Annotated in this window: 17 protein-coding genes and 1 pseudogene; 6 read left to right on the forward strand and 12 right to left on the reverse strand. The window is 63.9% G+C overall.

The features are described 5' to 3' along the window. Positions 1-19: 19 nt before the first annotated feature. Positions 20-1,906 carry a glycosyl transferase family 1 gene (locus HV770_RS16095; RefSeq protein WP_175161128.1) on the forward strand — a complete coding sequence of 629 codons (1,887 nt, stop codon included), beginning with the start codon at positions 20-22 and terminating at the stop codon, positions 1,904-1,906. Positions 1,907-1,978: 72 nt separating this feature from the next. On the opposite strand, the gene HV770_RS16100 is transcribed toward HV770_RS16095, so the two are convergent. Together HV770_RS16100 and HV770_RS16105 are read right to left on the reverse strand one after the other, a co-directional pair. Beyond that, positions 1,979-2,467, reverse strand: coding sequence for a hypothetical protein (locus HV770_RS16100; RefSeq protein ID WP_175161065.1), 489 nt, complete (start codon positions 2,465-2,467; stop codon positions 1,979-1,981). Between the two features lie 180 nt (positions 2,468-2,647). Next, positions 2,648-2,995, reverse strand: coding sequence for a hypothetical protein (locus HV770_RS16105; RefSeq protein ID WP_175161067.1), 348 nt, complete (start codon positions 2,993-2,995; stop codon positions 2,648-2,650). A gap of 214 nt (positions 2,996-3,209) precedes the next feature. Here HV770_RS16105 and HV770_RS16110 point away from each other — a divergent pair, with 214 nt between their 5' ends. Beyond that, entirely contained in the window at positions 3,210-4,121 is a 912-nt protein-coding gene (locus HV770_RS16110; protein ID WP_175161069.1) for a class I SAM-dependent methyltransferase, read from the forward strand. Positions 4,122-4,397: 276 nt separating this feature from the next. Continuing rightward, positions 4,398-6,116, forward strand: coding sequence for a 2-isopropylmalate synthase (leuA, locus tag HV770_RS16115; RefSeq protein ID WP_175161070.1), 1,719 nt, complete (start codon positions 4,398-4,400; stop codon positions 6,114-6,116). A gap of 100 nt (positions 6,117-6,216) precedes the next feature. On the opposite strand, the gene HV770_RS16120 is transcribed toward leuA, so the two are convergent. The 6 genes from HV770_RS16120 to HV770_RS16145 all read right to left on the reverse strand — a co-directional run bounded on the left by HV770_RS16120 (position 6,217) and on the right by HV770_RS16145 (position 14,479). Further along, a complete protein-coding gene (locus HV770_RS16120; protein ID WP_175161072.1) occupies positions 6,217-7,002 on the reverse strand; it encodes an amino acid ABC transporter substrate-binding protein in 786 nt (261 codons plus the stop codon). Between the two features lie 137 nt (positions 7,003-7,139). After that, positions 7,140-8,591, reverse strand: coding sequence for a dihydropyrimidinase (gene hydA, locus HV770_RS16125; RefSeq protein ID WP_175161074.1), 1,452 nt, complete (start codon positions 8,589-8,591; stop codon positions 7,140-7,142). Positions 8,592-8,657: 66 nt separating this feature from the next. Then, a complete protein-coding gene (locus HV770_RS16130) occupies positions 8,658-10,169 on the reverse strand; it encodes an NCS1 family nucleobase:cation symporter-1 (RefSeq protein ID WP_175161076.1) in 1,512 nt (503 codons plus the stop codon). Positions 10,170-10,291: 122 nt separating this feature from the next. Continuing rightward, positions 10,292-11,641 (reverse strand): NAD-dependent dihydropyrimidine dehydrogenase subunit PreA, encoded by a 1,350-nt coding sequence (preA, locus tag HV770_RS16135; RefSeq protein ID WP_175161079.1) that lies wholly within the window; start codon positions 11,639-11,641, stop codon positions 10,292-10,294. 68 nt (positions 11,642-11,709) lie between these two features. Further along, entirely contained in the window at positions 11,710-13,059 is a 1,350-nt protein-coding gene (locus HV770_RS16140) for an NAD(P)-dependent oxidoreductase (protein WP_175161081.1), read from the reverse strand. A gap of 136 nt (positions 13,060-13,195) precedes the next feature. Continuing rightward, positions 13,196-14,479 (reverse strand): Zn-dependent hydrolase, encoded by a 1,284-nt coding sequence (locus HV770_RS16145; protein ID WP_175161083.1) that lies wholly within the window; start codon positions 14,477-14,479, stop codon positions 13,196-13,198. A gap of 312 nt (positions 14,480-14,791) precedes the next feature. Between HV770_RS16145 and HV770_RS16150 the strand changes: the two genes are divergently transcribed. Further along, positions 14,792-15,544: a TetR/AcrR family transcriptional regulator gene (locus HV770_RS16150; protein ID WP_175161085.1), complete on the forward strand. Its 753-nt coding sequence runs from the start codon at positions 14,792-14,794 to the stop codon at positions 15,542-15,544. A 99-nt stretch (positions 15,545-15,643) separates the two neighbouring features. Here HV770_RS16150 and boxA read toward each other — a convergent pair whose 3' ends face one another. The 4 genes from boxA to HV770_RS16170 form a co-directional block, all read right to left on the reverse strand. Then, complete coding sequence (gene boxA, locus HV770_RS16155; RefSeq protein WP_175161087.1) at positions 15,644-16,885, reverse strand: benzoyl-CoA 2,3-epoxidase subunit BoxA; 1,242 nt, start codon at positions 16,883-16,885, stop codon at positions 15,644-15,646. 38 nt (positions 16,886-16,923) lie between these two features. Next, positions 16,924-18,351: a benzoyl-CoA 2,3-epoxidase subunit BoxB gene (gene boxB, locus HV770_RS16160; RefSeq protein ID WP_175161089.1), complete on the reverse strand. Its 1,428-nt coding sequence runs from the start codon at positions 18,349-18,351 to the stop codon at positions 16,924-16,926. Between the two features lie 99 nt (positions 18,352-18,450). After that, positions 18,451-20,121 carry a 2,3-epoxybenzoyl-CoA dihydrolase gene (gene boxC, locus HV770_RS16165; protein WP_175161090.1) on the reverse strand — a complete coding sequence of 557 codons (1,671 nt, stop codon included), beginning with the start codon at positions 20,119-20,121 and terminating at the stop codon, positions 18,451-18,453. Between the two features lie 117 nt (positions 20,122-20,238). After that, positions 20,239-21,216 (reverse strand): helix-turn-helix transcriptional regulator, encoded by a 978-nt coding sequence (locus HV770_RS16170; protein ID WP_175161092.1) that lies wholly within the window; start codon positions 21,214-21,216, stop codon positions 20,239-20,241. 200 nt (positions 21,217-21,416) lie between these two features. Between HV770_RS16170 and HV770_RS16175 the strand changes: the two genes are divergently transcribed. Beyond that, complete coding sequence (locus HV770_RS16175) at positions 21,417-21,884, forward strand: DUF4863 family protein (protein ID WP_175161094.1); 468 nt, start codon at positions 21,417-21,419, stop codon at positions 21,882-21,884. Between the two features lie 15 nt (positions 21,885-21,899). Beyond that, positions 21,900-22,061, forward strand: a pseudogene (locus tag HV770_RS16180) (aldehyde dehydrogenase family protein); the annotation flags it as partial. Between the last annotated feature and the right edge of the window lie 76 nt (positions 22,062-22,137).

Genomic DNA, 22,137 nt, shown 5'->3' on the forward strand with positions numbered 1-22,137 from the left:
TATCTTCGAACACCATCCGATGGAAGAACCTACCTTTTCGCTCGACAACTTCGAACAACTCGTCTACACGCGGCAGTACGTCCAGGCGTCGGTTCAACTCATCGCCGCGCTGGCGCTCCTGCAACAGAAGCATGGCAAGCTCGACGAGCGCTTTCTCGCGTCGGGCATGCTCGACCTGCCGCCGGCCGAGCAGCATCGGCGCTTCTGCACGCGCCTCGCGAGCGCGGCCTCCACGCTGTTCGCCGACCCGCAATTCGACTTGCCGCCTGCGTGCTTCAGGCTGTTTCTCACGCTGCACGAATGGACCGGGCTGGTGTTCTCCACCACGGCGTTCGGCAACGCGGACCACGTCGTGCGTTATCTGAATCCGCGTGGCCCGGAGAATGCGCAGTTCCTGGCCGGCGACCGATTCGTCGAAAAGCTCTGCGCGCTCTATTCGACCGAGTCGGAACTGGAGCTCGACTTCGCCGCGCTGTGGGCCTACGACAAAACGCTCGCCGCCAGTCTCGCGCTCGTCCTGCTGGCGCCGACGTTCAAGGGCTCGGCGAACGCGCACCTGAAACGCGAGGCGCTGATCGAATGGCTGCCTGGCAAACTGCGGCAGATCGACGACCTCGACGACCTGCCGACAGCGTTGCTGCACAACGCCTACATGTTCTGCAGTTACGCTGATACGCCGCGCCGCCATGAAATCAAGCGCGACATCAACGCGCTCGTGCGACACAAGCTCGTGCAATTGGGGCTGACCGATCTGCCCGCGCCACAGCCGGCGCACGCGAGACGCGCACGCGCCCCGTCGCGCGGCAAGAAACCGCTGATGATCGTCGTGCTGGAGTGGTTCAGCGGCGCCCATTCAATTTATCGCACCCACTCGCGCACGCTCGAAGCCGCGCGCGAACATTTCGAACTGGTGGGTTTTGGCTTCGGCTACGCGGTCGACGACCTAGGGCGGGCCGTGTTCGACCGCTTCATCGAACTGGACAAGCCGGAATACATCGGCGAATGCCTCGCGACGATCCGCGCGTTCGCCGCCGCCGAACAGCCTGAGGTGCTGTATATGCCGAGCGTCGGCATGTTCGTGCTGACCGTGTTCCTGTCGAACCTGCGCGTCGCGCCGCTGCAGATCGCCGGTCTCGGCCACCCCGCCACCACGCATTCCGACAAGATCGACCGCGTCAGCGTCGAGGAAGACTATATCGGCAACCCCGCCTGCTTCAGCGAGCGGCTGATGAAACTACCGAAAGACGGACAGCCGTATCGGCCGTCGGTGGCGCTACCTGAGATCGTCGCGCACCTTCCGTCCCCGCGCGAGCGGCTTGAGATCGTCATCACGGCAAGCGCGATGAAGCTCAATCCCGGCTTTCTCGACACGTGCCGCGAGATTGCCGCGCGTGCGCAGACACCCGTCGAATTTCACTTCATGAGCGGCGTGCTGCCTGGACTACCCCTCGACCGGATGCGCGCCGTGATCGGCCAGGCGTTGCCGGGTGCGCGCGTACACGGCTTTCACGACTACGCGGGCTATCTGGCGCGCGTCAATCGGGCGGACCTGTTTCTCAGTCCGTTTCCGTTCGGCAATACCAACGGCATCGTCGATGCGTTGACGCTGGGGCTGCCCGGCGTCTGCAAGCGCGGAGCGGAAGTGTTCGAACGGATCGATAGCGCGTTGTTCGAGCGCGTGGCCATGCCGTCGTGGACCGTGGCGGACAGCGTCAACGAGTACGTCGTCGCCGCCGTGCGGATGATCGATGCGCACGCCGAGCGCACGGCGTTGCGGCAGAGGTTGATCGACACGCGGGCGGTGCAGCGGTGTTTCGAGGGACGACCTCAGGCGTTCGGTGAATGCGTGTTGAGGCTCGTGCGGGATAAGACAAAACAACGGCTGGAGGCGATCGCAGAGCAATAAGCCGTATGGCGGAACTGGCAACGGACTCGAAGCGCGCATCCGGCCAGGCCGCAAACAGGCAGCCCCCGCGCATCAACCCGCGGCGTCGCTAGCCGCTTGAGCGGGCGGCGCTGCGAGCTTGGCCGGCGCGAGCCAGCGGAACGCGTCGAGATCCTCGCCGTGAAATGTGCACTCGGCGGCGGCCGGCAGTCTCACGGTCTTCGGTTCAGCCGACTTCTTCGAGGACGCTTCCACACCAGAAGCTGCCGTCGCGCCCACAGCCGCGGCGTTTGCCTTCGCAGCCCCGCGCGCGGCGGACGCGGCCCGCGCGGCCGAAGCCTGCGTGGCGGCCGCTACTTCCGAAGCCGTCATCACATGCTCGATCGTTCCTTCGACCACCACGCGCGAGCCGCGGATGGCGGCGGCCCGATGCGCGACCTTCAGCGAATCAGACGAGGTGGCGGCCAGCTTGCTTCGCATCAACTGCTCGCATGCACCCGAGTTCCTGGAGACGGACGTGCAGGCCGCCAGCAGCGCGGCTGCGGTCGTGACGCAGGCGATAGAGAGAATCCGAATCTTCATTGATGTTCCGTTTTTGAAGCCGTCGGGAATTGTAGCTTACGGACCCGTCCGTCGGCGTCGGAACCGCATGCCGGTTGTCTTCCGCGACAGACTGGTTCATCGCGCCTCCCAGCAACGCACCTGACAGAGCGACGGCCTGGCTGCGGTGGCTCGCCGGCGCCGTGTCGGCCAGATGCTCCGTCAGTTCGACGGCGCAGGCGGCTGCGCAGGCGGCTGCGGCTGCACATAGGCACGCACGCCAGCGAGCGGCGAGCCATACCCACCCGAACTGGTGTGATTCGGCAACCCGTTGACCAGTTGCGCCCGCGGATCGGTCGGATTCAGATTCAGTTCGCCAGCCTGCTGGTTGCCATGCGTCGGATATTCGCTGCCGAGCGCCGCATTCGGCATCAAACGCGTGCTGTTCTGCGGCGCGTTCATATCGTTCTGCGCGCTCAGACCCTGGACCCTCGCGTGCACAGCGAACCCGCATGCGCTCGCGCAGAGCAGAACACGCGCGGCTCTCGATGCCCTCGATATTCGTTTCATGCTTGCCTCCGGCAAAGTGAAATGAAGGGAATCATGTCCGCGCTGTCGAAAAATCAAGGTGCGGCGGACGCTGACCCCATCATTTATACGCGCTAACCGGCCCTCCGGATTCGGCCGTCGCCGCAATCCGTTGCGCTCGACGCCGCCGCAAATCCGGCCACGCCCTATCCTTATTCCGATTATCGATTTCTTTCCGCGCCGATCGAGCCCGATAATGACGGTCATGAACGCTCAACCCCACTTCCTTATGCGCCTGTTCCGCGGCCCGCTCGCGGCATTCGGCCTGGCGTTGCTGCTGGCGGCCTGCGCCAGTCCGTCGGCGTCGAATACGTCGACAGCGGCAGCAACGCCAGCCTCTGCCGCCACCTCCGCCCCTGCCGCCTCGCTCGACGCCGCCGTCTCCAACCCGCAACGCAGCGCCCAGGCCCGCGCGCGCGACATCTACCGCCATCCGAAGGAAACGCTGCAGTTCTTCGAACTCGCGCCCTCGCAAAGCGTGCTCGAAATCGCGCCAGGCGGCGGCTGGTACACCGACATCCTTGCGCCTTATCTGCACGACCACGGCAAGCTGTACGAGGCGCAGTACGACGGCCCGCAAGGGTCGCCGTCGGCGGAAGCACAGGCTGGCCGCGCGGCGTTCGCGCGCAAGCTGTCAGCCGCGCCCGCCGTCTATGGCAACGTCGTGGTCGGCACGCTGCACGCCGGCGAGTTCAGCGGCTTTCCCGCCGACGCCAGCGTCGACCGCGTGCTCACCTTCCGCAACATCCACAACTGGATCAAGGACGGCGAGATCGACGCGAACCTGCGTGCGTTCTATGCGGCGCTCAAGCCGGGCGGCATCCTCGGCGTCGAGGAACACCGCGCGGCGCCGGGCACCTCGCTGCAACAGACCATCGACAGCGGCTACGTCACGGAAGACTACGTGATCGCCCACGCGCGGGCCGCCGGCTTCGAACTGGCCGGCCGCAGCGAAGTGAACAGCAATCCGCGCGACACGAAAAACTACCCGCACGGGGTATGGTCGCTGCCGCCGAGCTACGAGGGCGGCGACGCCGACCGGGCCCGCTACGCGGCGATCGGCGAGTCCGACCGCATGACCTTGCGTTTCGTAAAACCCCGCCATTGAACGCCGCGGCGCGAACACGGCGCGAGTGAGGCGCTTGACTCGGTCCCGATAATATGTTCCTATTGCGCACTATGTACCGCGCCCAGACCACCCTATCGCTACTACTAGCCCGCTCTACCGGGCTAGGTCTGCTGCTGCGCGCTTCCATCTGATACACCGAAGCACCGCTTGATTCCCCAGTAACTGACCCAGCCCCGGTTTTCGACCGGCGGCCCTGTATCGTTTTCGTCGTCCGGTCGACTCCCAGCCTTCTGGTCTCACCCACGGATGACGACAATGTTGAAAAACCCTGCTACCAAATACCGTTCGTTCAAGCCCATCAATTTGACGGACCGCCAGTGGCCGTCGCGTACCATCACGCGCGCGCCGATCTGGATGAGCACCGACCTGCGCGACGGCAATCAGGCGCTGTTCGAGCCGATGAACGCAGAACGCAAGATGCGCATGTTCAAGACGCTGGTGCAGATCGGCTTCAAGGAAATCGAAGTCGCGTTTCCGTCGGCGTCGCAAACCGATTTCAACTTCGTGCGTGAGCTGATCGAAGGCGGCCACATCCCCGACGACGTCACGATCGAAGTGTTGACGCAGGCCCGCGACGATCTGATCGAGCGCACGTTCGAATCGTTGCGTGGTGCACCGCGCGCGATCGTCCACCTGTACAACGCGACCGCGCCGGAATTCCGCAAGATCGTCTTCGGTCTGGAAAAGAGCGGCGTGAAGGAACTCGCGCAAAAAGCCGCGCGCACGATGAAGCGTCTCGCCGACGCGTCGCCGGAAACGCACTTCACACTGCAATACAGCCCGGAAGTATTCAGCGGCACCGAGCTCGAATTCGCGAAGGAAGTGTGCGACGCGGTGTTCGACATCTGGGAACCGACGCCCGGGCACAAGGCGATCGTCAACCTGCCGGCCACCGTCGAAATGGCCACGCCGAACGTCTACGCGGACCAGATCGAATGGATGCACCGCAATCTCGCGCGCCGCGATTCGCTGATCGTCTCGGTTCACCCGCATAACGACCGCGGCACGGCGGTCGCCGCGGCGGAACTTGCGGTGATGGCGGGCGCCGATCGCATCGAGGGGTGTCTGTTCGGCAACGGCGAGCGCACCGGCAACGTCGATCTCGTCACGCTCGCGTTGAATCTGTACACGCAGGGCGTCGACCCGGAGCTCGACTTCTCCAACATCAACGAAGTCGCACGCACCGCCGAGGAATGCACACAGTTGCCGGTGCATCCGCGTCACCCGTATGTCGGTGATCTGGTGTTCACCGCCTTCTCCGGCTCGCATCAGGACGCGATCAAGAAGGGCCTCGCCGTGCAGAAGCCGGACGCGATCTGGGAAGTGCCGTATATGCCGATCGATCCGAACGATCTCGGCCGCACCTACGACTCCGTGATTCGCGTGAACAGTCAGTCGGGCAAAGGCGGCATCGCCTATCTGCTCGAACAGAGCTACGGCGTCGTGTTGCCGCGGCGCCTGCAGGTCGATTTCAGCTCGGCCGTGCAGCACTTTACCGACGAGAGCGGTCAGGAAGTCACGCCCGCGCAAATCTGGGAATTGTTCCAGCAGGAATACGTGCGGACTGCCGACCCGGTGCGCTATATCGGACACAGCCTCACCGAGCGTAACGGCCGCGAACATATCAAGCTCACGGTCGACATCGACGGCACGCCGCGTGTGCTGCGCGGCGAAGGCAATGGTCCGCTCGACGCGTTGATGCACGCGATCGGCGCACCGGTGCGAATCCAGCACTACGAAGAACGCGCGCTGACCCAGGGCGCCGATGCGCGCGCGGTCGCGATCGCAGAAATGGCCGGCGCCGATGTGGCTGGCAGCGCCTTCGGTGTGGGCATCGATGCGAACCTGGTGACGGCTTCGATTCGCGCGGTGATCAGCGGCGTGAATCGCGCTTACACGCGCGCCAATGCGCAAGCGCAAACGCGCTTCTTCGACGCGGCGTCGATCGACGCCGCGGAGGACGTGGCGGTTTGAGGCTTCGGTCCGCGTTCACTGCCTAGCAGGGTCGAGGGGGCGTCCGTTGCGACGCCCCTTCTTTTTTGCGCGCCCTATTCTTCAAACGCGCACGCTGTATTTACTGAAACACGTCCCTGCCGAAGTACTTGTGCGAAAGCTTCGCGTACGTGCCGTCTTTCCTGATGTCCGCAAGCGACTTGTTGATCGCCGCACGCAACTTCGGGCTGCCCTTGCGGATCAGCACCGCCGATTTGTCGCTGCTGTTCGGCGACGTATCGACCGCGACCATCTTCACCTTCACGTTCGGCGAGCGCCTCGCGAAGTCAAGGAACGTCAGTGAATCGTTGACCGTTGCATCGACCCGGCCGGCGGTCAGCAGCTCGATCGATTCGTCGAAGCCCTGCACCGGGATCACCTGCGCGCCGTGCGCCGCCGCGATCTTGCCGAGGTTGCTGGTCAGCGTGTTGGCGGACTTCCTGCCCTTCAGGTCATCGAAACTTTTGATGGATGTGTTGTCCGACGCGACGATCAGCACCGCGTGCGACGTGATGTACGGATCGGAGTAATCGTATTTGACTTTGCGCGCGTCGGTGACGGCCACTTCATTGATCACCGCGTCGTAGCGGTTCACGTCGAGTCCGGCGATCAGCCCGTCCCAACGGCTTTCGATGAATTGCGGCTTGACGCCCAGCCGCCGTGCGATCTCCTCGCCAAGCTCCACATCGAAGCCGCTCAGGTTGCCCGCCTCGTCGTGATACGTGAACGGCGCATAGGTGCCTTCCGTGCCGATCCGGAACACGCCCGTGGAACGGATTTGCGCGAGTTCGTCGGCGGCGAAGACCGGGCTCGCCACCGCCACCGCCTGCCACAGGGCGATCAGCACAATGGAACGAATCGGCTTCATCGGGAGGCTCCATCAGGTTTGCTACAGCACTGGCTGAGTCTTACGTTCCGTTGTCTCCGCCGGCGCTCGCGGCCGGCAGATTCGGCGGACTGTAGCAAACCATCTGTTTTTTTCAAAGCCCCTCGCGCGATGAGCGCCTAGCGCTCGACCGGATGCGGCTCCTTGCGCTTATTGGCGACGCGCACCGCATCGAAATACGCTGAATTCGGCGGCCGCTTCAGATAGCGCCCCGCGCCGCGCACCGCGCGCAACTCGCCGTCGGTCCACGCGAGCGCTCCGCGCGTGAGCGTATGCATCGCGACGCCTTGTACCGTCATCCCTTCGAACACGTTGAAGTCGACTTTCTGATGGTGCGTGTTCACCGAAATCGTCTTGCTCGCGTCCGGGTCCCACACCACGAGGTCCGCGTCCGCGCCAACGCGCACCGCGCCTTTGCGTGGATACAGATTAAAAATCTGTGCGGCGTTGGTCGACGTGATGCGCACGAATTCGTTCGGCGTGAGACGCCCCGAATTCACGCCGTGATGCCAGAGCACCGCCATACGATCCTCCACGCCGCCACAGCCGTTCGGGATCTTCGTGAAGTCCTCGCGGCCCATCGCCTTCTGCGACGCGCAAAACACGCAGTGATCGGTCGCGGTGGTGTGCAACTGACCCGCCTGCAAGCCACGCCACAATGCTTCGCGATGCTCGGCGGAGCGGAACGGCGGGCTCATCACGTGCGCGGCCGCGCGGGTCCAGTCAGGATCGCGATACACCGCTTCGTCGATCACGAGATGGCCCGGCAATACTTCGCCGAACACGCGCAAGCCCTCGCTGCGCGCGCGCGCAATCGCATCGACCGCGTCTTTCGCGGACACATGCACGATGTACACGGGCACGCCCAGCACCTGCGCGATACGGATCGCGCGATTGGCTGCTTCGCCCTCCACTTCCGGCGGTCGCGACAACGGATGCGCTTCCGGCCCCGTGAAGCCTTTGGCCAGCAACTGGCGTTGCAGCTGGAACACCAGTTCGCCGTTTTCCGCGTGCACCGTGGGCAGCGCGCCGAGTTCGAGCGAACGCGAGAAGCTGTTCACGAGCACTTCGTCGTCGGCCATGATCGCGTTCTTGTAGGCCATGAAGTGCTTGAAGCTCGACACACCATGTTCATGCACGAGCGTCCCCATGTCGCGATAGACCGACTCGTCCCACCACGTGACCGCCACGTGAAAGCCGTAGTCCGCCGACGCCTTCGCGGCCCAGCCGCGCCACTCGTTGAACGCCTGCATCAGCGGTTGCTTCGGGCTGGGAATCACGAAGTCGATGATGCTGGTCGTGCCGCCTGATAAACCCGCCGCCGTGCCGGTATAGAAATCGTCGCTCGCGGTAGTGCCCATGAACGGCAATTCCATGTGCGTGTGCGGATCGATGCCGCCGGGCATCACATACTGCCCGCCCGCATCGACGATCGTGGCGCCCGCCGGCGCCTCCAGGTCCGCGCCGATCTGCAGGATCGTGCCGCCGTCCTGCGGGTCCGCACACAACACGTCCGCACGATACGTGTTCTCCGCGTCGATAATCGTGCCGCCGCGAATCAGGGTCGTCATTTTGCCGCCTCCTTATGGACTGCCGGTTTCGATGTTGCGTACTTCAGCCGCGTATTTCATCTGCACTCATGCTCGCGCCACTCGCGCACTCGGTCCCTTGCTCAATTTCATCCACGCGCTGTATACGATCGACGCCAACGCGAGTCCCACGAACCAGGCGTACGTATAGAGCGTATTGAAGATCGCCGGCACGTTCGGAAACGACGCCGGAAACGCAGTGTGCAAAAAGCCCGGCAGATTCGGCAGGACGCCGACGATCAGCGCGACCACCGCGCCGATGTTCCAGCCGCCCGTGTAGCTGTACTCACCCTGCTCGTCGAACAGTTCGCGGGTGTCGAGCCGCGTGCCGCGAATCAGGAAGTAGTCGACCATCAGAATGCCGGCCACCGGACCGAGTAATGCCGAATAACCGACCAGCCACGTGAAGATATAGCCCTGCGTCGTGGCGAGAATCTTCCACGGCATCATCACGATCGCGATGGTTGCCGTGATCATGCCGCCCACGCGATACGAAATGCCCTTTGGCCAAAGGCTCGAAAAATCGTAGGCCGGGCCGACCAGATTTGCCGCGAGATTGCACGACATCGTGTCGAGCGTGAGGATGATCAGCGCGACGCCGACGCCGATGCCGGTCATGCGGCTCGTCAGATCGATAGGATCCCAGATCGCCTTGCCGTAGATCACCACGGTCGCCGAGGTCACCACCACCGAAATCACCGAGAGCAACGCCATTGGCACCGGCAGGCCGATCGACTGGCCGATGATCTGGTCGCGCTGCGTCTTCGCGAAGCGCGTGAAGTCGGGAATGTTCAGGGCGAGCGTCGCCCAGAAGCCGACCATGGCCGTGAGACTCGGCCAGAAGGTCATCCAGAACATGCCCTCCTTCTTGCCGCCCGGCACGAATTGCGACGGCGCCGACAGCATCGAACCGAGACCGGCCGCCTTCGTGGTCGCCCACCACACGAGCGCGATGCACATCACGATCTTGATCGGCGCGGACCAGCTTTCCAGCCGGCGGATCGCTTCCGTGCCGTGCACGATGAAGTAGATTTGCAGGGCCCAGAACACGAGGAAACACGCGAGCTGCGCGAGCGAGATGTCGAGGAACGGCAGCGCCTCGCCGTGCAGCGCGTTGCCGGTTAGAATGTTCAGCAGTACATAGATCGCGCTGCCGCCGAGCCACGTCTGAATCCCATACCAGCCGCACGCGACGATTGCTCGCAGCAACGCCGGCAGTTTTGCGCCGCTCGTGCCAAACGACGAGCGCACCAGCACCGCATACGGAATGCCGTGCTTCGCGCCCGCATGGCCGATCAGCAGCATCGGCACCAGCACGATCAGATTGCCGAGCAGCACGGTGACAACCGCTTGCCATGGCGACATGCCCTGCTCCGTCAAACCGGCGGCGAGCATGTACGACGCGATGTTCATCACCATGCCGACCCACAGCGCGGCGAAGTGATACCACCGCCAGGTGCGCTGCGCGGGACCGGTCGGCGCAAGGTCGTCGTTGTAGAGGACGCTGCTTTGCGCGCCGGCCGCGAACTGCGGATCGACGCAATGCGCTGTCTGCTTCATCGAAAGATCTCCACTTGATCGTTGAGGCCCGCGCGGCTTCTGCTGGCGCGTCGGGCCCTTGGGGAACGACAGGTTCAGTACGAGCGCTACGTTACGTTGCGTGGCAAACGGTGCCGCATGCGTCAGGCGGCTTTCGCCGGCTGCGCGTGAGCGTGCACCTGTGTTGCGGTTTCAGCGGCTTCAGCGGTTTCTGCTGGCGCGCGTTCGGCCAAGTCCACGCGTGCGGGATTGTTCGGATGCGAGGTCCAGTTCGCATATTCGCCGCTATCCACGCGTTCCATCGAGATGCACTGTTCGACCGGGCATACATGCATGCACAGATTGCAGCCGACACATTCGGAGTCCATCACTTCAAAATGCCGGACGCCATCTTTTTCTTTCATGATCGCCTGATGCGCCGTGTCTTCGCAGGCGATGTGGCACAGCCCGCATTGAATGCACTTGTCCTGATCGATGCGCGCCTTGATCTCGTAGTTGAGGTTCAGGTACTTCCAGTCGGTGACGTTGGGCACGGCACGGCCGCGAATGTCGTCGAGCGTCGCGTAGCCTTTTTCGTCCATCCAGTTCGAGAGGCCGTCGGCGAGATCGGCAACGATGCGAAAACCATAGTGCATCGCGGCCGTGCAAACCTGCACGCTGCCCGCGCCGAGCACGATGAACTCGGCCGCGTCGCGCCACGTCGAAATGCCGCCGATGCCGGAAATCGGCAGATTCGGCGTCTGCTCATCGCGCGCGATTTCCGCGACCATGTTCAGCGCGATCGGCTTCACCGCCGGCCCGCAGTAGCCGCCATGCGTGCCTTTGCCGTCGACCATCGGCAGCGGCGACATCGCGTCGAGATCGACCGCGACAATCGAGTTGATCGTGTTGATCAGCGACACGCCGTCCGCGCCGCCTTTGTATGCCGCACGCGAGCCGAGCCGGATGTCGCTGATGTTCGGCGTGAGCTTGACGAGGCACGGCAGCTTCGTGCCCTCCTTGACCCAACGCGTGACCATCTCGACGTACTCGGGCACCTGGCCCACCGCCGCGCCCATGCCGCGCTCGCTCATTCCATGCGGACAGCCGAAATTCAATTCGACCGCATCGGCACCGGTGTCTTCGACAAGCGGCAAGATCCATTTCCAGTCGCGCTCATTGCACGGCACCATCAGCGACACGATCATCGCGCGCTCGGGCCAGTCGCGCTTGACCTGCGCGATTTCGCGCAGATTGACGTCGAGCGGACGGTCGGTGATCAGTTCGATATTGTTCAGGCCTGCCATGCGCTGGCCGTTCCATTGCACCGCGCCGTAGCGCGAGCTGACGTTCACCACATGCGGATCGAGGCCGAGCGTCTTCCACACCACGCCGCCCCAGCCCGCTTCGAACGCGCGGTTCACGTTGTAGGCCTTGTCGGTGGGCGGCGCGGAGGCGAGCCAGAAAGGATTCGGCGAAGTGATGCCGGCAATCGTACAGCGCAGATCGGCCATGTTCGGCTCCTTGGGGACTGCTGTTTTTTGTCTGGATGCTGATGCGGGTTCGAGCGGTTTTTTTGAGCCTAGGCGGCCTTGACGGCGGTGCGCGCGAAGTGCGCGTCGATCGCCGCAGCGGCCACCTTGCCGTCCTGCACCGCTTGCACGGTCAGATCGATGCCGCCGGTGGCCGCGCAATCGCCGCCGGCCCATACGCCGGGCAGCGAGGTTTGCCCGTTCGCATCGACTTCGATACGGCTGCCGTCGAGTGTCAGCAGCTCGCGCGCGATGCCGACCGTCACCAGCGTTTGCCCGATCGCCTTGAGCACCATGTCGGCGTCGACCACGAAGCGCTCCTCGCCACCATCGCTCGACGTGCGTTCGAATTCGACACCCGTGACCACGCCGCTGTCGCCAAGCAAACGCATCGGCGTCGCATGCGTGACGAGCGTGACGCCGCAGGTCTGCGCGAAATCACGCTCGGCCCAGGTCGCGCTCATCGATTCGACGCCGCGCCGGTATGCCATCGTCACCGAGGTCGCGCCGAGCTTGCGGCTTTGCACCGCCGCGTCCACCGCCGTATTGCCGCCGCCGATCACGACGACGCGGCGGCCCACCGGCACCGTACCCAGATCGCTCGCGCTGCGAACCTGTTCGATGAAGTCCACCGCGTTCATCACGCCGCTCAGGTCCTCGCCGTCCAGCGCGAGTGCACGCACGCCGGTGAGACCGATCGCGAGAAACACGGCGTCGTGCTGCTGGCGCAATGTATCGAGCTGAATATCGCGCCCGAGTACGACGCCGTGCTCGATCCCGATACCGCCGACCGAACACAGCCACGCCACTTCACGCTGCGCAAAATCGTCGACGGTTTTATATGCGGCGATGCCATACTCGTTGAGGCCACCGGCCTTTTCATGCGCGTCGTAAATCGTCACGCGATGACCTGCGAGCGCGAGACGATGCGCGCACGCAAGCCCCGCCGGCCCCGCGCCGACCACGGCGACGTGCCGGCCGGTTTCGGCGGCGCGTTTGAAGAGCGGCTCGCCGCGCGCCATCGCGTGATCGGTGGCATGCCGTTGCAACGCGCCGATCGCCACCGGCTTCGCGTCCTGGTGGTTGCGCACGCATGCGCCCTCACACAGGATTTCGGTCGGACACACACGCGCACACATACCGCCCAGCGGATTGGCCGACAGGATGTCCACCGCCGCGCCCTTCAGATTGCCGTTACTGATCTTGCGGATGAAGCTGGGAATGTCGATCTGCGTCGGGCACGCATTCACGCAAGGCGCGTCGTAGCAGTAGTGGCAGCGGCTCGCCGCCGCGGCCGCTGCGCTTGCGTCGAGCAAAGGCGCGATATCGGCGAATTCGCACGAGAGCTGCTCGGACGACAGGCGCTGCGCCGCCACGTCGCCGGTTTGCTTGATGGCCATACACGTTCCTTCTTCGATGTGAGGACGTAGCCGTACCTGCCGGCTGCGCCGAAGCGCAGCCGGGACGGCGTGTTTTATGGGCACTGCGTTACGACTCGACGCGGTTTGACGCGCGTTAAAAGCGACCGCCAAAACGTTATGAAACCGGCTCGCATGCGCGCTCGAGCATCGCGTGCAGCAGCACGTTGGCGCCTGCTTCGATCCATTCGAAGGTGGCGTCTTCGATCTCGTTGTGACTGATCCCGTCGACGCACGGCACGAACACCATCGAGGTCGGCGCGACTTGCGACAGATAACACGCGTCGTGCCCCGCACCGGACACCATGTTCCGATGCGCGTAACCGAAGCGCTCCGCCGCCGCGCGCACCGACTTCACGCACGCTTCGTCGAACGCGACCGGCGCGTAGTAAAAAATCTGCTCGAGTTCGGTTTCGAGGCCGATGCCGCTCGCGATCTCGGCGACACCCTGGCGCAACGCGGCGTCCATCTTCGCGAGCACCGCGTCGTCGGGATGACGGAAATCGACAGTGAAGAACACGCGGCCTGGAATCACGTTGCGCGAGTTCGGATGGACCTGCAGCATACCGACCGTCGCGCAGCCGAACGGCGCATTGTCGAGTCCGATGCGATTGACCAGATCGACCACGCGCGCGGCGCCGAGCAGCGCGTCGCGGCGGCGCGGCATCGGCGTGGGCCCCGCATGCGCTTCCTGACCGGTCAGCGTGATCTCGTACCAGCGCTGACCTTGCGCATCGGTCACGACGCCAATGGTTTTCTGTTCGGCTTCGAGAATCGGCCCCTGTTCGATGTGCAATTCGAACGCCGCATGCAAGGGCCGGCCGCCGCACGGCACGTCGCCCGCGTAGCCGATGCGACTGAGTTCCTCGCCGATGGTTTTGCCGTCCACGTCCTTGCGCGACAGGCCGTAGTCCAGCGTAAACACGCCGGCGAACACACCCGAGGCGACCATCGCCGGTGCGAAACGCGAGCCCTCCTCGTTGGTCCAGATCACGACTTCGACCGGATGCTCGGTCTCGATGCCGTGATCGTTCAGACTCCGAATCACTTCGAGACCGCCCAGCACGCCGTAGATGCCGTCAAAGCGCCCACCTGTCGGCTGCGAGTCCGCGTGCGAGCCGGTCATCACCGGCAACGCGTCGGGATTGCGCCCGGCGCGGCGCATGAACACATTGCCCATCTGATCGACACTGACCGTGCAGCCGGCTTCCTTCGCCCAACTGACGATCAGATCGCGTCCTTCCTTGTCGAGATCGGTGAGCGCAAGGCGGCACACGCCGCCTTTGGGCGTCGCACCGATCTTCGCCATCGTCATGAGACTTGCCCACAGCCGCTTGCCGTCGATCCTGATCGACGTCGACGGCTCGGCGTGCTGCTTCAGCGCTTCGGATACCGCGTTCATTCGTCTCGCTCCTTTCGGTGAACCGACATGAAACTGGTGCATCGGCGGCGGGCTTTGGGGCGTGTCCGCACGGTCGCGGTGCACGTTCGACGCGCTCGTTCGCCTCTCAAACAGAGGGCAAACCCTGGGGCACCGCCCGCTCTCTCAATCCTGTCCAGTTGGACAGGTTGTAGACGATTAGCCCCGCCAAATCAATGCCTTTCGTTCGTCAGACAACGCAGAAGATACAGAGCGAGAAGCGTGCCATTGCATTGCAGCACAACGGACGGCGCGCGACGAATCCACGTGTGGACCCCGCATCGAACGACTAGAATGAAGCGCGACGCGGCACCGATGCCGCCGAAGGCGAACATGAGAGACGACGACGTGGCAGCCGCTATGACGGAAAACGACCAAACACGCGCGCCTTTGCGGCGGCGCAAGGCGCACATTCGCGAGTCGAATGAAGCGCATCTGCTAGCGTGCGCCGAGGCCGTTTTCGCCGAACGGGGACTCGATGGCGCGAGCACCGCGATGATCGCGGAGCGTGCCGGCTTACCAAAAGCCAACGTGCACTACTACTTCCCGACCAAGCTCGCACTCTACCGCCGCGTGCTGGAAGATCTGTTCGAAGACTGGCACAAGGCCGCCGACACGTTCGAGTGCAGCGACGACCCAGTCGAAGCGATCGGCGGTTACGTGCGCGCGAAAATGGCATTGTCGCGCCGCCGGCCGCTCGGTTCGAAGGTGTGGGCGAGCGAGATCATCCACGGCGCGGAGCATATGGAGGACATCCTCACGGAACGCGTGAAGCCATGGCTCGAGAGCCGCGTGAAAGTGATCGACGACTGGATCGCGCGCGGCCTGCTCGCGCCGGTGAATGCGCAAACGCTGATGTACATGATCTGGGCCACCACCCAGCACTACGCCGACTTCGACGCGCAGGTTCGCGCGCTCAAGGGCAAGCGTGCATTGACGCAAAAAGCGTTCGATGCAACCACCGAGGAAGTCGTGCGACTGGTGATACGCGCGTGCGGTGCGGTGTCGCCTTCGCGGCGTGAGGACGGGGCCGATCCTTCGCGATGAGGCACGAACACGAAGACCCCGCATACGCTCATGATGCATGGACGTATACGAGGCCTTCGTTGATTCACGGCATCGGTGGCTGCGGCGTCAGTGTCAGCGTCAGTAAGTCTCCAGATGCAGCCGACCTTCGCGTTTCAGCTTCGCCCACAGCGCGTCCCAATCCAGTTGATGCTGCTCGCCGATCTCCTTCAACGCCTGCAGCACACCGTCTTCCATGCCCTTCAGTCCGCACACGTAGATGTGCGTGTTGTCGTCCCTGAGCAGGTTCGCGACGTCGACCGCGCGTTCACGCATCGCGTCCTGGACGTAGCGCTTCGCTTGCCCCGGCGTACGCGAAAAAGCCAGATTCGTATCGATGAAATCCTTCGGCAGATTCGTCAGCGGTCCGAAGTACGGCAGTTCTTCCTTGGTGCGCGCGCCGAAGAACAGCATCAGCCTGCCCGTCGCGCCTTTCAGACGGCGCCGCCGGCGATACTCGGTCATCGCGCGCATCGGCGCGGAGCCGGTGCCTGTGCAGATCATCAGCAGATTCGAGTTCGGATGGTTCGGCATCAGAAAGGTGCCACCGAACGGGCCGATCACGTTGACCACATCGCCCTTCTTCAGATCGCACAGATAGTTCGAACACACGCCGTCGATCGCGTCGCCGTGTTGCTGCGAGACCCGTTTGACCGTCAGCGATACGTTGTTGTAGCCGGGCCGTTCGCCATCGCGCGGGCTCGCCACGGAATACTGGCGCGCGTGATGCGTGCGGCCATCGGCGCTCGCGCCCGGCGGCAGAATGCCGATCGACTGCCCTTCCAGAACCGGAAACGGCATCGAACCGAAATCCAGCACGATGTGATGAATGTCGCTCCCGGTCGTGCTGTCGGTGAGCCGGTAGTTGCCGACCACCGTCGCGTTAGTCGGCGCCTTGTGCGTATAGAGATTCACGTACGGCTTCGCGGCCGACCACGGCGGCACGACCGAGCCGCGCGCGGTGTCCACTTCGATGCCGCTTGCGTCCGCGGACGTATCGCCCGACGCATTCGCGCCCGACGGTCCGTCCGCGGCGGGCACCGCCATCGTGTTCTGTTCCGGCAGCACGTCCCACGTGAGTTGCTCTTCGACCGGATAGGCGTCGGCCCTCAGCACCGTGCGCCAGTTGTCGATCGCACCGGTCGGACACGGCGGCACGCACGCCATGCAGCCATTGCAGATATCCGCCCTGACCACATAGTTGTTGTCGTCGTGGGTGATCGCATCGATCGGGCAAGTCTCTTCGCAGGTATTGCAGCGAATACAGATTTCCGGATCGATCAGATGTTGCCTGAGCACTTCGATCGATACTGGGCCGTTCATGACTTCCTCCACCAGGGTGTGCTGCGCGTGCGCTCGCTTCAGTTAAAGCGCACGTATTCGAAATCGATCGGCTGACGGTTCACGCCCATCGCGGGCGGTGCAATCCAGTTCGCGAACTTGCCCGCGTCCGTGACGCGGCCCATCAGCGACGCGACGAACGCGCGGTCCTCCGGCGAGGCCAGCCACTTCGCTTCGTTCGCGGCCCATTCGGTTTCGCTGATCACGCGACCATCGGGCGATACACGCGTGCCTGCAAACGTGCCGATCTGCCGGTTGAACGCTTTATGCGGCACCGTCATGCGGAAATCGATACCGGCCTTTTCCAGCACCTTGTTCCAGCGCCCCACGCCCGCCACCGAATCCTTGATGTAGTCGTCGCGCAGCACTTCGTTCATCGCGTTGAGCATCGGCACTTCGCGCTCGACCAGCTTGCCGTCCTGCACGTCGAGCAGCTTGTAGCTTTGACCGTTCAACTGGTGATCGTCGTCGCGCTTGTTCTCTTCATAGCGTCCCTTCAGGCCCGAGCTAAAGAACGTCGCCGCATTCGACGAATGATCGGCGCCGAACAGGTCGATCGTTACCGAGTAGTGGAAGTTCAGATAGCGCTGGATGGTCGGCAGATCGATCACGCCGGCCACGCGAATCTTCGCGACGTCGTCGGTACCGAGTTCGTTCATCACCTGTGCGGTGCGCTGGATCACGCGCGACACGCCCGATTCGCCGACGAACATGTGATGCGCTTCCTCGGTCAGCATGAACTTCGTGGTGCGTGCGAGCGGGTCGAAACCCGACTCCGCGAGCGCCGACAACTGGAATTTGCCGTCACGGTCGGTGAAGTAGGTGAACATGTAGAACGCGAGCCAGTCCGGCGTTTTCTCGTTGAATGCGCCGAGAATGCGCGGATTGTCGTCGTCGCCCGAGCGGCGGCCGAGCAATGCTTCGGCTTCCTCACGTCCGTCGCGGCCGAAATAGCGGTGCAGCAGATACACCATCGCCCACAGATGGCGGCCTTCTTCCACGTTGACCTGGAACAGGTTGCGCAGATCGTACATGGACGGCGCCGTGAGCCCCAGATGTCGCTGCTGCTCGACCGACGCCGGCTCCGTATCCCCCTGGGTCACGATAATGCGACGCAGATTCGCGCGATGCTCGCCGGGCACATCCTGCCAGGCGGCCTCGCCCTTGTGTTCGCCGAAGTGGATCGTGCGATCCTGCTCGCCCGGCGTGAGGAAAATACCCCAGCGGTAGTCCGGCATCTTCACGTGATCGAAGTGCGCCCAGCCGCCCGCATCCACACTCACCGCCGTGCGCAGGTAGACGTCGTAGCCGTGCGAGCCTTCCGGTCCCATATCGCCCCACCATGACAGAAAATTCGGCTGCCATTGTTCGAGTGCGCGTTGCAACGCGCGGTCGTCGGCGAGATTGACGTTGTTCGGAATCTTTTCGCTGTAGTTGATCGTTGACATGGTCGGTTCCCTGTGCGGAAGCTGCAGTGCTGACGGTGAGAGGCGCGTATCGGGGCAGGTGGCGTTGCGTCGGTGCGCGGTGCCGGGTTCAGGTGGGCATCACACGCGCGCGACGTCGAATTGCGCCTTGCTGCCCTTGCCGTACACCTTGAGCGCACCCTTCTCGCCCACTGCGTTCGGCCGGTTGAAAATCCAGTTCTGCCAGGCAGTGAGACGGCCAAAGATGCGCGTCTCCATCGTTTCCGGCCCGTTGAAGCGCAGATTCGCTTCGAGGCCGGTCAACGCATCCGGCGACATCGCCGCGCGTTCTTCGAGCGCGATACGGATTTCGTCGGCCCAGTCGATATCGTCCGGCGAGGCGGTCACGAGGCCGAGGCGCTCGGCTTCGACGGGCTTGATTGCATCACCGATGCGCGAGCGCACCGCATCGAGCGGCTCAGCCTCTTCGTAGAAGCGGCGCGCAAGCCGCGACTGATGCGTGACAAGCGGATAAAGACCGAAGTTGACTTCCGTGAGCGTGATGCCCGGCTCCTCGTCTTCATTGCCCGGCAACGCGGCCATGTAAGTGCGGTCGGCGGCGAACGCGAGCTCCGCGAACGTGCCGGCAAAACAGGAGCCCGGTTCGATCAGCGTGAACAGGGAACGCGACGAAACGTCGATGCGCGCGAGCGTGCGGCGCAGCAGGCCGATCGTCTCGCGCACGAACCAGTGGTCCTTGTGCTGCATCAGCGTGGCGTCGGCGGCGAGCAGGTTGCGCGCATCGCCTTCGGTCTTGAAGATCCAGGTGCCGACTTCGAGTTCGTTGGTGCGCATCGACAGGATCGCGTCGTCGAGTTCGCGGGCGAATTGCAGCGGCCACCAGTTTGCGCCGGCTGCGACGATCGCGCCGATGCTGGTCGGCGGCTCGGTTTGCGGGGCCCTGGCTGTGAACGTCGCGATGCGCTTCGCGCGATCGATCGTGACGTCGAGCGTGGTGTAGGTCAGGCCGCCGTCGCGCTCGGTGCGGTCGATACGCGTGAGTATCACGCCTTGCGCATCGTCCGGGCGGTCGCTTTGCGCGGCGAGTTCGAGCGCGCGCGCCTGGATCGCCTGATCGAACTGATTCGGCTTCACGACTTCATCGACGAGACGCCATGCTTTGGCGCGTTCGCCGCGCACGCCTTCGACCACCGTGCAGAAGATGTCGGCACGATCGTGACGCACGCGCCGCTTGTCGGTGACACGCGTCAGGCCGCCGGTGCCCGGCAGCACGCCGAGCAGCGGCACTTCGGGCAACGACACCGACGACGAGCGGTCGTCAACCAGATAGATCTCGTCGCAAGCGAGCGCGAGTTCGTAGCCGCCGCCGGCGCAGGCGCCATTCACCGCGGCAAGAAACTTCAGACCCGAATACCGCGACGAATCTTCGAGGCCGTTGCGCGTTTCGTTGGTGAACTTGCAGAAGTTGACCTTCCACGCATGTGTGGACAGGCCCAGCATGAAGATGTTGGCGCCCGAGCAGAACACGCGGTCCTTGAGGCTCGTCAGCACCACGGTCCTGACTTCGGGATGCTCGAAGCGGATGCGCTGTATCGCGTCGTGCAGTTCGATGTCGACGCCCAGATCGTACGAATTCAGCTTCAGCTTGTAGCCCTCGCGGATGCCGCCGTCTTCCGCGATATCGATGCCGAGCGTTGCGACCGGGCCGTTGAAGCTCAGCTTCCAGTGCTTGTACTGCGACGGATCGGTGCGGTAGTCGACCGGCGCAATGGCGGTGTCTGCGGTGTACATGGGGCGTCTCCTGACTGGACGATGCAAAATTTGTTTTTTGAACAATAGTGCACTGCCAAACCCATGTAAAGCACTTTAGTGCATGTTCGCTAGTAAACCCTGGCGGTCCACTGCAGCTCAGCCCACCCGGGCCTCATCCGGCGATTCCGCGGCGAGCCGCGCGGCAAGACGGTCACGCAACTGCAGATAGGCGTCGGCGAGGGTTTTCTCGCTGGTGTCGAAAGCCATGTCGGCGCGGCCGTACAGTTCGCCGCGTCCGGCCAGGATGCGCTTCAGATCGTCCATCGCCTCCTTGTTGCCCGACATCGGCCGCAAATCGCCTTGCGCGACGACCCGGCGCATATGCTCTTCCGGCGTCGCTTGCAGCCATACCGTGAAGCAGCGCGACAGCAGCGCGTTGAAGGTACCCGCCTCCGACACCAGCCCGCCCGGCGACGCGATCACCGCGCGCTCATGCTCCTGGATCACGGCCTCGAGTGCGCGATGCTCATAGCGGCGATAAGCGCTCGCTCCGTACAACGAATGAATCTCCGACGGCGGGCAGCCGGCCATCTGCTCGATCACGCGCGTCAACTCGACGAACGGCACTTTGCGCTCCTGCGCCAGCATCCGCCCGAGCGTCGACTTGCCGGCGCCGCGCAGACCGATCAGCGCGATCCGGTCCTTGCGATGCGGGTCGCGCGGGGCCTGCGCGAACATCTCGGCGAGCGCGACACGTGCGCGTTGCAACGCCGCCTGATCGCGGCCATGCAGCAGTTCGCGGATCAACAGCCACTCGGCGGAGGCGGTGGTTTCGTCGCCGATCACTTCGGCGAGCGGACAGTTCAAGGTGGCCGCAAGCTGCCGCAATACCAGCACCGATGCATTACCGACGCCCGATTCGAGATTCGCCAGATGCCGCTCCGACAAGCCGGTTTCGGTCGCGAGCGTCTTGCGGGTCATGCCGCGGCGCGCGCGCAGCAGCCGCACGCGCTCGCCCATTGCCGTGAGAAACGGATCGCGCTCCTCGCGCTCGGCGCTACGCTCGATTCGCTCGCGGTGGCTCGCGTCGTCGGCGGCCTCATCCGGCGATGCGTTAGAGTACTTTTGATTCATGTTTTACCACCTCATGATCGCGATATATGTACTATAGTGCTTGACACGCACTGGGTGAACGGTTAATTTTCGCCAAATAACGAGGCAATAACAAACGCTGTCGCACGTTCGCGGCACCGTCATGGAGACGGGGCGGCAATACGCCTGCATTCAGGTGCCTCAGGCGCCGCCGATCTGCAAACGCGTTATCTGGAGGTCGTATGTCCCCACATGAATTCCAGCGCCTGATTGCGGGCGTCACCGGGCGACTCGCCGGCCGGCCTCTCGACGGCCGACTCGCCGCGTGGTTGAACGACGCCTACCCGGTCGACGGCGCGACGTACCGCGATCTCGCGAACGCGTGCCGCACCGGTGTCGCCGAAGGCTGGTTGTGCAACCGCGAAGGCGGCGGCATTCGCTACGGCCGCATCTTCAAGCCCTTGCCCGAGACCCACGGCTTTTCCGTCGACGTGGTCGAAATGCGGGACATCGCCGGTCCGCATCACGTTCATCCGCATGGCGAGATCGATCTGATCATGCCACTCACCGAAGGCGCGACCTTCGACGGCCACCCGGCCGGCTGGTGCGTATACGGCCCCGGCTCCGCGCATCGGCCGACCGTCGCGAATGGTGAGGCGCTGGTGCTGTATCTGTTGCCGCAAGGCGCGATCGAATTCACTGCCGCGTGAGAACGTCATGACCGAACGCGCGGCGTCGCGCTCTTCATCAACGCATTCAACTTTCCGTCCTGCGGCTTGCGGGAGAAAGCCGCGCCAGCGCTGCTGTCGGGCGTGCCGGTGATCGTCAAGCCCGCCACGGCCACCGCGTGGCTCACCCAGCGCATGGTCGCCGATGTGATCGACGCGGCGCAGGACGTATTGCAGGCATTACGCGGATCAAGAGCACACAACGGCCAGACCGCCCCCACAGATGGAGGAGACA

Source organism: Paraburkholderia fynbosensis, assembly GCF_902859935.1.
Taxonomy (GTDB): domain Bacteria; phylum Pseudomonadota; class Gammaproteobacteria; order Burkholderiales; family Burkholderiaceae; genus Paraburkholderia; species Paraburkholderia fynbosensis.

What these genes read in the sequence shown, in the direction of transcription:
- HV770_RS16145 (WP_175161083.1), bottom strand. Translation starts at nt 14,479, where the DNA reads ATGAACGCGGTATCCGAAGCGCTGAAGCAGCACGCCGAGCCGTCGACG.
- HV770_RS16130 (WP_175161076.1), bottom strand. Translation starts at nt 10,169, where the DNA reads ATGAAGCAGACAGCGCATTGCGTCGATCCGCAGTTCGCGGCCGGCGCG.
- HV770_RS16105 (WP_175161067.1), bottom strand. Translation starts at nt 2,995, where the DNA reads ATGAAACGAATATCGAGGGCATCGAGAGCCGCGCGTGTTCTGCTCTGC.
- hydA (WP_175161074.1), bottom strand. Translation starts at nt 8,591, where the DNA reads ATGACGACCCTGATTCGCGGCGGCACGATTATCGACGCGGAGAACACG.
- HV770_RS16170 (WP_175161092.1), bottom strand. Translation starts at nt 21,216, where the DNA reads ATGAATCAAAAGTACTCTAACGCATCGCCGGATGAGGCCGCCGACGAC.
- HV770_RS16150 (WP_175161085.1), top strand. Translation starts at nt 14,792, where the DNA reads ATGAAGCGCGACGCGGCACCGATGCCGCCGAAGGCGAACATGAGAGAC.
- HV770_RS16100 (WP_175161065.1), bottom strand. Translation starts at nt 2,467, where the DNA reads ATGAAGATTCGGATTCTCTCTATCGCCTGCGTCACGACCGCAGCCGCG.
- HV770_RS16140 (WP_175161081.1), bottom strand. Translation starts at nt 13,059, where the DNA reads ATGGCCATCAAGCAAACCGGCGACGTGGCGGCGCAGCGCCTGTCGTCC.
- boxB (WP_175161089.1), bottom strand. Translation starts at nt 18,351, where the DNA reads ATGTCAACGATCAACTACAGCGAAAAGATTCCGAACAACGTCAATCTC.
- HV770_RS16120 (WP_175161072.1), bottom strand. Translation starts at nt 7,002, where the DNA reads ATGAAGCCGATTCGTTCCATTGTGCTGATCGCCCTGTGGCAGGCGGTG.
- preA (WP_175161079.1), bottom strand. Translation starts at nt 11,641, where the DNA reads ATGGCCGATCTGCGCTGTACGATTGCCGGCATCACTTCGCCGAATCCT.
- HV770_RS16095 (WP_175161128.1), top strand. Translation starts at nt 20, where the DNA reads ATGGAAGAACCTACCTTTTCGCTCGACAACTTCGAACAACTCGTCTAC.
- boxC (WP_175161090.1), bottom strand. Translation starts at nt 20,121, where the DNA reads ATGTACACCGCAGACACCGCCATTGCGCCGGTCGACTACCGCACCGAT.
- boxA (WP_175161087.1), bottom strand. Translation starts at nt 16,885, where the DNA reads ATGAACGGCCCAGTATCGATCGAAGTGCTCAGGCAACATCTGATCGAT.
- leuA (WP_175161070.1), top strand. Translation starts at nt 4,398, where the DNA reads ATGTTGAAAAACCCTGCTACCAAATACCGTTCGTTCAAGCCCATCAAT.
- HV770_RS16175 (WP_175161094.1), top strand. Translation starts at nt 21,417, where the DNA reads ATGTCCCCACATGAATTCCAGCGCCTGATTGCGGGCGTCACCGGGCGA.
- HV770_RS16110 (WP_175161069.1), top strand. Translation starts at nt 3,210, where the DNA reads ATGACGGTCATGAACGCTCAACCCCACTTCCTTATGCGCCTGTTCCGC.